The organism is Bradyrhizobium pachyrhizi, from assembly GCF_001189245.1.
GTDB classification, from domain to species: Bacteria; Pseudomonadota; Alphaproteobacteria; order Rhizobiales; family Xanthobacteraceae; genus Bradyrhizobium; species Bradyrhizobium pachyrhizi.
This window is the reverse complement of record NZ_LFIQ01000088.1, coordinates 209,677-215,525: the sequence shown is the minus strand read 5'-3', so window position 1 is coordinate 215,525 and position 5,849 is coordinate 209,677. Positions and strand designations below refer to the sequence as shown.

Here is a 5,849-nt window from a genome sequence, read left to right as displayed (position 1 = left end):
GTATCTCGAAGCCCGATTTGAAGAGCCGTCCTGCCGTCGTCGTCTCCAGGTCGCCAGTTCCCGAAAGAGCCGCCGCGAGTTGGCAACCAACTCGTGAAGCCCCTACTGCTCCCGAGCGCTTGCGATAGCGATCGTTACCCGAAGGGCCGAGACACCCGAAGGGTGGCTCGGTGAGGAGCGAAGCGACGAGTAGAGCGCGGGCCGGAGGCATCGCCCATACGCCATCAGCTTGCGAACCCGCACACTTGGTCATTGCGATGCTCCCGAATCCGATCGAGGGACGAACACGCCAACAGGCCGGGGGACCATGGGCGAAACATCGGGCGCCGAGATTGCGGTCGTGGCACTGCTCGACGGCCTGAGCGCCATCAACCGATCGCGCGTTCTCAGTAAATCGGATCGCGCCACGAACAACGTCGCAGCTGCCGATGAATTTCCGTTGGACGTCCAAGTCGGGGGCAAATTAATGGCAAGCAGATTTGCAAGCTTTGCGACGTATGCTCGCGTCTCGTCTGGCAAAGAGCCGCCTGCCAGATGCTCTTCATAGCGAGATGGTCCCGCGTTGTACGCGGCAAACACGCCAGGCGAGCCATACCGATCGAGCAGTTCGCGCAGATAGGCCGTGCCGGCCAGAATGTTGTCGTGGGGGTCGTAGGGGTCATCCCCAAGATCATAGCGCTTGCGAAGTTCCGCCCAAGTCGCCGGCATGATTTGCATCAGGCCCATTGCGCCTTTGGGCGATCTGGCATGCACGACACCAGCACTCTCGATGCTTTGGACTGATCGGATCCAGTTCGGCGCGATCGCAAAGCGTTGTGAGGCTTCATTGATGAAGCCAGAAAATGAGTGGGCCGTCTGACTGATCGCCCGCTGGGTGGCTGATCCGCTCTGCGCCAAAGCAGCACTGTCGAACGCGGTCAGAAGAAGCATCAGGGGCACGACAGTACAAACGCGCGTGCTCAACCGGCCTAAGCACGCGGTCGGACTCGCGCCAGACTTGCAGACATCGATCGAGACGGAGGAATGATCCCGCAATCGATCGAACAAGGAAATGGCGAGGAGAACACGTAGGATACGCACGATCACTCCTCCCACGTCCACACCGGCATCGCACGGCCGATCACGCTGGATGCCGGAAGCAATCCAAAATACCGGCCATCAAGAGAGTCGTCCGACTGCCAGTTCATGAGAAACAGCTCGCCGTCTCCGACGACGCGGCAGCCCTGCCATTTCGGCAGCGGCCGGCCGCGTCCATCGCGATCCCGGGCCTCGCCCATCGCTATGGTATCGACCGAAATCCTGAGGCCGCTTCTGCAGACCGTCTGACCAGGGAGCGCCAGCACGCGCTTAAGCATCGGGACGCCGACCGGCAAATAGCCGTTAAGGTCGAGGAAAGTCGCAAGCGGCTCCGGTGGCTGCACGGCGACCTACTCAGTGACATAGAAGCGTTCCGCCGGTCGCAGGTGATAGAGACCGATTGGCACGCTCGCCGATGCGTTCCAGATGTAGAGCGGCAGCGGCTCCAGGACGATCGTCGCAACGAGCGCGGCAGCAACCCCGATCGTCGCGGCCAGCATCATGAGGCGGCCCGTCATCGCATCACCCTCTGACGATGAAGCCAGGCCTGATGGCGCGCTTTCGTATACGGGCGCGGGTTTTCGTTGACAGACAGACGGTTATGAACGTGATGCCAATGATCAGGCGCGACGTCGGCCGGATCGATGCCAAGCGCCTCAACGGCATCAGTGATCTGCAGCACGCGCTCCACCTTCGGCCAGCCCGACAGGCGCAGCAGGATCTCCCCGCCCGGTGTCACATAAGGAACGGTCGAACAGCGCTGTCCCGGCGCGACCGCGCGCAGGACGTCGATCCGTGAAATGATCGTGCCAAAGTCGTTGGAGGTCCAACGGACGAAGGCGAATATACTGCCGGGCGCGAATGACAGGACACGCCGGTGACGATCAAGCTTCCGTTCCTTGACGACACGACCGAACCGAATGCGGTTTTCGATCCGCTTCTCGAGCCACAGCACTTCCACTTCGGTGAGATCGCTCATGCCACCGTTCCCTGATGCTGGAACGGGGAGCCGTAAGCTTTGGGGGCGGTGAAGCACCTGTACGGCTTCTGCCGAACAGCAGGATTGACGGCCCGCCGCTGCCAGTCGCCTCCAATGCGGCTTGTGGTCTGGTCCGTTAGAAGAAATCCGAAGGATTTCTGGTTAGTAAAGTTAGAGCGGTCGAAAAGCGCGGAGAAACAAGCTCCTAAGCTCGATTCCGGTCCCCGATAGCACGAGGATCGGGTCCCCGATAGCACGAGGGTTGCGGTCCCCGATAGCACGAGCTGATTCACAGATTTTCCTCCGAATTTGGAATGAGACCGCGACGGCGCAGGCGTGCCGTTAAGGGATCAACAGGCGTCGGCGCGAAGTTCAGGCGCTCGGTACCGTTCGGATCGCGCGTGAGCACGAGCTGATAGCCGGGTAATGTCTGACGCTGGACGATTTGACGGACGTCGTAAGCAAAATGCTTGAGCGGCGAGAGAATGCCGGACTTGGCGTGGAGGTGCACAAGATCAAAACTCCAGCCGCCGTTCTGACGCCCACCGTGCTTGCGCACGAGACGGTAGAGCCAGCGCTCAAGTCCGCCCGTCAGATCGAAATAGGCGCGGTCAATCGTCAGCACGAGCGCGTCATCAACGACACCGGTATAGAACCAGTCCGGCAGGATCAGTTCGAGCCCAAATGGACGGCCATTTGCATCGGCCGTCTCCTTCCACTCGTTGATCCAGGAGAAACGATGCCGTCGCCGTTCTGTCGGCTGGCGGATCGATGTCAGCACAGTTGTTGACTGAAGTCTGTCGAGACCCGCCTTCAGGCGGTCGTAGTCACGCGCGCTGGTGCCGCGGCCGACGAACGTCAGAATTTCGTAAGGCGTTGCAGCCATAAGGCGCGAGGTCTTCAAGCCGGCGTCGCGGGCTTCGACGATCTGGGACGCGGCCCAGATCAGAACGTCTGCATCCCAAATGGTCGCCATACCGTGTTCCGGCACGGCTTCGACACGAATTGCAATCGCACCGGCGCGGAAATCGATCGGCACGATCCGCTTGGTCTTTGCGAGCGAGAAGAACGGATATGCCATCAGATCCTGCGCGTCGCGGGGCGCAAGGTCACCGGGCAGCGCCCGAAAGAGCTCAAGCTGATCGCGCTCGGAATGGAGATTGCGCCGCATGATCACAGCCCTTCCGTGGTGATCAGCGACGTTCCTGGCCGGCATAAGGGCGCAGCGCGGGATGCTTCTTGGCCGGCAGCACCGTTCCCTTGCCGGGGTCGGAGGTCGATGTCTTGGCGCCCCGGTCGGCCCATGCTTTCAGGTCATCGACGGCGTAGACAACACGTCCGCCGATCTTCCGATACGTGGGCCCAGTACCGTACGTGCGGTGCTTCTCCAGCGTGCGGCCGGACAGGCCAAGATAGCGCGCCGCCTCAGGTGTACGCAGGAATCGCGGGGGAAGACCGGCCATCGGATCGGGCATTTGAGAACTCCAGGAGGACAGCGCACTACGCTTGGCTAGGCCGGCGTGTGTGCGGTCATCATGGAGAAGCGCGATATCGGAGGGGGATGCCGAATATGGAGGGGGCGATTTTCGGCACCCCTTGGGGACTGCCCTACTCGTCCCTGCGCCCAGGCCGCAGAAGTTTGCGGTAGCCCCCGCGCATCAACGCGGCGCCGCCTTGCACCAGACGGATCGTTCGATTGCGCAGATCATGCGTCTTCCAGGCGCGATCGGGGATTCGCTTTTCGCCGAAGAGCACTTCGGCGATAACGCGATAGCTGCCGCCGGCGCTGCGAGCATCGAGCGCACGGATCGCGGCGCTCAGACGTTCTTGCCGCTGTTTGGATAACGTGTGAAATGCAGGCCCCGGCGCGCGTCCATTCATCGCGCGCCACAGCCGTCGGGCTGCATAGGCACGCGCGCCGAAATCGCCATCAAACGGCAGTTCGGCTACGTATGGCGAGCCGAGCACAGGCGGTTCTTTGGACCAAACACAGTGATCTACCGCACCGATGCGCAGCACGGCATGCCAGCCGTCGGCAGCGCGGCGCACCTCACCAGCTGAAAGGTCAAGCAGCGGTTGAGACGCTAAACTGCGATCGGCGGCCGAGGCAACCTTGACTGGAACGACCGCCGCTAGAACTTCAGGTGCCCAAAAGATCGTCTGCTCGTCGAAGGACCTCTGCGGGTCATGGGCGAAAGCAGATGCCCCATTTCCTCCTGAATTCCTCGGTCACCGCACCATCTGGGCTGCTTGCGATCATCGCTTCGTACTCGCGTCGATAGTCGGCGTTGCGGCGGAGACATTCCCAGGCGATGTCGGTCACTTCCGCGTCTTGTAGGCTCTTGTAGGAATCCGGCGACCGCCAGTCGAATTCAGGCATTGCTTCCGTCCCATTGCACGCTGCTAACAACGATTGCGCCGCAATAGGTATGAACGAAGCGGTTGTAGGAAGCCCCTAGTTTGGCACCACGTGGTGCACCGGAATGACCACTGATTAGCAAAAGAAAATTGTTCTGCCTGCAAGTCGTCGGCCGGCTTTTTTCTTCTATTTGGAGGCGGTGCCACGCAATAGGCGGCCCTGCTCAGTCACCCATTTGGCGCGCGCAAGATGACTCTGATATGCGCTCCGCGCACGGTCCGGCTCTCGCTCTGGGTCCATATGCAAGACTACTCGAGTCACTTCGCGCCAGTCCGCCCCCTCGCCCTCCGCCTGCAGGAGGCGCATGTACGTGACGACATGCTGTTCGTCATAGGCCGTCAGCAGCGGCTCGTTCGGCGCACTGTCAGCTACGTCTGGATCTAGGGATGGCTTCTGCATCATACCCGCTTTTAGAACGCCTATAAGCTACGCCATGGTTTGGTAGCAATCCAGACCTCCGCTTCCCGTTGGAATCCTGAATATTCGTTCGGTAGATCGGCGGCCGAGTTCGGTCGCGCGCGTAGCGCCGCCACACTCGATAGCATGTTCGGACACGAATAGGAACGATCGTTCCTAGAACGATCGTTCCGGCTCAGTTCCCATATCGCCATGGATCTCAAAGAGATCATGGCTGTGAACCTGCGTCGGAAACGCCACGATCTACAAATGACGCAGGAGGAGTTGGCCGAGCGCGCGGGTTTGAGCGCCCGTTACGTCGGCGCCATCGAGCGCGGCGATGTATCAGCAAGCGTCACCGTGCTCGGACAAATTGCTGAAGCATTGGGGGTCGAACCCGGGGACCTGCTCAAAAAGGCTGCGCGGCTTAGCAAATCGTAAGCCCCTTCAGGCCGGCCGCGAAGCGCCCGCCCGGCGGACCGGGCGGGGCTTGGTGGGGCGCTCTTACTCGCCGGTCTTGCGCGGTCGCGACCAGAGCAAGGTGTAGCCTTCACCGCCTTCGTCATCGAACAGGTTCGCGTAGATCGGCGCGTTGAACGAGGGGTCATCGAGCTTGAGCGAGAGGTAGTCGCGGCCCTCTTCGGAACGCTTCGACCAGGCCGCGCCGATCTCCGCACGACCCACATAGATGCGGTGGCTGGGAGCGTTGTCGTTGGATCGATTGGTCTCGGCGACGATGCGGACGCCCTTGGCTTGCAGGCTCAGGGTGACAATCTCGCCCTGGAAATCGTTGCCGACTTTCTTGAAAGAACCGATGTTAGCCATGTCACTTCTCCTGTTGTGTTTCGAGCCCGCGACCACCGCGGCCTCGATGGCGATCTAAAGGCCGAGGACGATCGGGGACGCACCCCTCGCGGGCCGGAGCGCAGCGGAGGACGCCGTTGTTGCGACTTTCTTGCCTCGCGAGGAATGGGCGTA

General features: G+C 61.2%; 9 protein-coding genes and 1 pseudogene. 1 reads left to right on the top strand and 9 read right to left on the bottom strand.

From position 1 onward, the window contains the following. Window positions 1-249: 249 nt before the first annotated feature. From AKL29_RS21365 to AKL29_RS45230, 8 genes and pseudogenes are all read right to left on the bottom strand, one after another. The gene (locus AKL29_RS21365) at window positions 250-930 is read right to left on the bottom strand and encodes a transglycosylase SLT domain-containing protein (protein WP_050385511.1); all 681 of its coding nucleotides are present in this window, start codon (window positions 928-930) and stop codon (window positions 250-252) included. Between the two features lie 152 nt (window positions 931-1,082). Next, a pseudogene (locus AKL29_RS21360) lies at window positions 1,083-1,595 on the bottom strand (S26 family signal peptidase). Beyond that, a complete protein-coding gene (locus AKL29_RS21355) occupies window positions 1,592-2,056 on the bottom strand; it encodes a DUF2840 domain-containing protein (protein ID WP_050385495.1) in 465 nt (154 codons plus the stop codon). Before AKL29_RS21355 ends, AKL29_RS21360 begins: the two are co-directional and overlap by 4 nt. A 289-nt stretch (window positions 2,057-2,345) precedes the next feature. After that, on the bottom strand, window positions 2,346-3,227 hold the full coding sequence (locus tag AKL29_RS21350; RefSeq protein WP_050385510.1) for a replication initiator protein A: 882 nt from the start codon (window positions 3,225-3,227) through the stop codon (window positions 2,346-2,348). A 22-nt stretch (window positions 3,228-3,249) separates the two neighbouring features. Continuing rightward, window positions 3,250-3,531 carry a helix-turn-helix transcriptional regulator gene (locus AKL29_RS21345; protein ID WP_008561544.1) on the bottom strand — a complete coding sequence of 94 codons (282 nt, stop codon included), beginning with the start codon at window positions 3,529-3,531 and terminating at the stop codon, window positions 3,250-3,252. A gap of 133 nt (window positions 3,532-3,664) precedes the next feature. Beyond that, window positions 3,665-4,105, bottom strand: coding sequence for a DUF2285 domain-containing protein (locus AKL29_RS21340; protein ID WP_347336989.1), 441 nt, complete (start codon window positions 4,103-4,105; stop codon window positions 3,665-3,667). A 136-nt stretch (window positions 4,106-4,241) separates the two neighbouring features. Continuing rightward, window positions 4,242-4,436, bottom strand: coding sequence for a transcriptional regulator domain-containing protein (locus AKL29_RS21335; protein WP_050385493.1), 195 nt, complete (start codon window positions 4,434-4,436; stop codon window positions 4,242-4,244). Window positions 4,437-4,601: 165 nt separating this feature from the next. Beyond that, window positions 4,602-4,874: a hypothetical protein gene (locus AKL29_RS45230; protein WP_050385509.1), complete on the bottom strand. Its 273-nt coding sequence runs from the start codon at window positions 4,872-4,874 to the stop codon at window positions 4,602-4,604. Window positions 4,875-5,084: 210 nt separating this feature from the next. On the opposite strand from AKL29_RS45230, the gene AKL29_RS21325 reads away from it, so the two are divergent. Then, the gene (locus tag AKL29_RS21325; protein WP_050385492.1) at window positions 5,085-5,312 is read left to right on the top strand and encodes a helix-turn-helix domain-containing protein; all 228 of its coding nucleotides are present in this window, start codon (window positions 5,085-5,087) and stop codon (window positions 5,310-5,312) included. Window positions 5,313-5,375: 63 nt separating this feature from the next. On the opposite strand, the gene AKL29_RS21320 is transcribed toward AKL29_RS21325, so the two are convergent. Continuing rightward, a complete protein-coding gene (locus AKL29_RS21320) occupies window positions 5,376-5,696 on the bottom strand; it encodes a DUF736 domain-containing protein (protein ID WP_018457399.1) in 321 nt (106 codons plus the stop codon). Between the last annotated feature and the right edge of the window lie 153 nt (window positions 5,697-5,849).